The organism is Alteromonas sp. KUL150 (assembly GCF_009811475.1).
Classification (GTDB): domain Bacteria; phylum Pseudomonadota; class Gammaproteobacteria; order Enterobacterales; family Alteromonadaceae; genus Alteromonas; species Alteromonas gracilis.
The window spans coordinates 1-2,302 of sequence record NZ_BLIJ01000067.1; the positions used below are offsets into that span (position 1 = coordinate 1).

Annotated in this window: 2 protein-coding genes; both read left to right on the forward strand. The window is 35.6% G+C overall.

Features of this window, described 5'->3' with window-relative positions; genetic code table 11:
- The first annotated feature begins 194 nt into the window (after nucleotides 1-194).
- Nucleotides 195-1,052, forward strand: coding sequence for a putative phage abortive infection protein (locus GVO62_RS15950; RefSeq protein WP_159120085.1), 858 nt, complete (start codon nucleotides 195-197; stop codon nucleotides 1,050-1,052).
- A gap of 100 nt (nucleotides 1,053-1,152) precedes the next feature.
- Nucleotides 1,153-2,115 carry a RelA/SpoT domain-containing protein gene (locus GVO62_RS15955; RefSeq protein ID WP_236547204.1) on the forward strand — a complete coding sequence of 321 codons (963 nt, stop codon included), beginning with the start codon at nucleotides 1,153-1,155 and terminating at the stop codon, nucleotides 2,113-2,115.
- The last annotated feature ends 187 nt before the right edge of the window (nucleotides 2,116-2,302 follow it).

Genomic DNA, 2,302 nt, shown 5'->3' on the forward strand with positions numbered 1-2,302 from the left:
TTGTTATTTACCCATTGTGAAATAGTCGTGGTAAAACTTTATGGACTTTCTTATGTTCAACTGATTATAACTCATGGTACCTTTTAGTGACTTTCGTTATGAAAACTATAACCCATTGTTTAACACTCATTCTGAAAGCTACACGAATGAGGTAGCTGGCTGAAAAATTAAAAAATAAATGGCTAAGGTCTGAAATGGATTTTAAAAAAAATTTGCTTAAAATTAGTGCCGTCATAGCTTCAGTTATTTTAGGTTATTTTGTAATTCTAGTCTGGATTTCTTTTCCCATTGAAGAATGGTCTATTGCCAATGCTGCACTATTGGGAGACAGCTTTGGTATCGTGAACTCTTTATTTTCAGGTCTTGCTTTTGCGGGTTTGATTGTGACAATACTCATCCAACGCGAAGAGCTAAAAGAAACCAGAGAAATTTTCAAATCACAGAAGTTCGAAGACGCTTTCTATCGTCTTTTAGACGTTTACAATAGAAACCTAAATGATATAACCATCAAAAGTGACAAAAAGACGCTTGCAGGAGTGGCAGGTTTATCATTTCAACTGAACAAACTTCAGGAATCTATGCAATGTTACAGTTCGTTTCTAAACCAGCGCGATGAAGAATTAGTCTATCGGTATGAGCTCATTCAAAACATTAATAGTATTTTAACGCCACAGTCTAGATACTTAGGAACGATAGAAAGCATATTAAACTTGGTAGATACAGGATTAGACAGCAATGAGGAGTCTCACTCGTACATTATGATCGTCTCGTCGCAATTGACTGTGCACGAAGTAAAGTATCTTTTCTATCAATGTTTGGTTCTCTCGACTGAAGAGCCGCTAGTTCGATTAGTTACCTCTAATTTACTACTCCATGAGAGAATATTAGAAGCAAATATAAATCCGAAAGTAATACAATTTTTTAACGAACTTCATGGTTCTGATTTGCCGACTGAAAAAGGTTTTTATTACACTCCTTTCTCACAAACGGAAATTGAACTAGTAAAATCAATTAAGCGAACTTTGGCAACAAACGGAGAGAGTTCCAGCTAATATGGGTTATCGACAACATAGCAATAACGCGAGAGATGACAAAAACGACCTCGGTTTGAGATACATCAATCTTCTCCGCTGCGTAACCCATGTATGCAAGTTGACAGGGGAATCTTTTCAAGAGCAGCTAAATAAACTGGGCAGTGGTTTTAAAGTTGAGACCAAACAAAGCAAAGCAAACGCTCGGATTGTTAGGGCAGTAATAGAATTAGACAAGCTTAGAGAACGGGCGATCAGTTCGAATTCCGGTCAGATACGGAGAACGTTTTCCAAATCGTCTGATGCTGAAAGCGTGATTAACCCAGTAATAGTTAGTGAACAAGAGTCTAAAAGCCATGGACTTGTTGATGTATTGAAAACCGCAGCCAAGAAAGGCATTAAAACTCTATTACCTAAAGGAAAGTCAAATAACGGTAACCTGAAGACACATAGTCAATTTGAAGAGGAATATAGGGATATATACCCAATTTTAAAAACTCATTCAGAAGAGCTTTACGATTTAGTTAATAGAAAGCTTAAAAGATACGAAGATGAGTTAGCTTTTCCAGCTCAAATTCGAATAAAGAAATTCGATTCTGTTATTGAAAAAATAAAACATCTTAATGCTAGCGAGAACATCTCGAAAACCTCAAGAAAGAACCATAATAATGAGCTTAGAATAGACAAAGTTGCAGATATTCAGGATCTAATAGGTATTAGGATTGTGACTATTTTTGAAAAGGATATTTCCAAGATAGAAGCTTTAATCAAAAATTCATTCAAGACAAAACGTAGTTATACGCCTGACTACATGGGAAAAGTATTTGGATATCCTTCTCGACATATAGTTGTTAATAGGCTGGTTAGAAAAGGACCATCTGTAAAAAGAGAAACAAAAATTTTGGTTGAAATTCAGGTGATGACACTGGCGCAGTTCACTTATGCGAAAGTTTCTCGTGCTTTGACATATAAAAATAATGTTGTGACTAATGACATGACAAACAGGTCACTACTAAGAGCTTCTGTATTATTGGAAAGTGTGGATATTGAACTAGGTAGCAACTTTATTGATGACAAAAAATAAGCTGGCTCGACCTGTATATTTAATTGCAAAGACTGTTCAGTAAACCTCATATCTCAGATAGCCTTTTTGCTATCAATTACTCAGGAAAAAGTTTGATTGCGCAAAAAGTTCAGTCTCCATGTGCTTGCGATTATGATACCTAAATGCGTTTAAATAATTTTGCTTTTCAATAATATCCGCATAACCG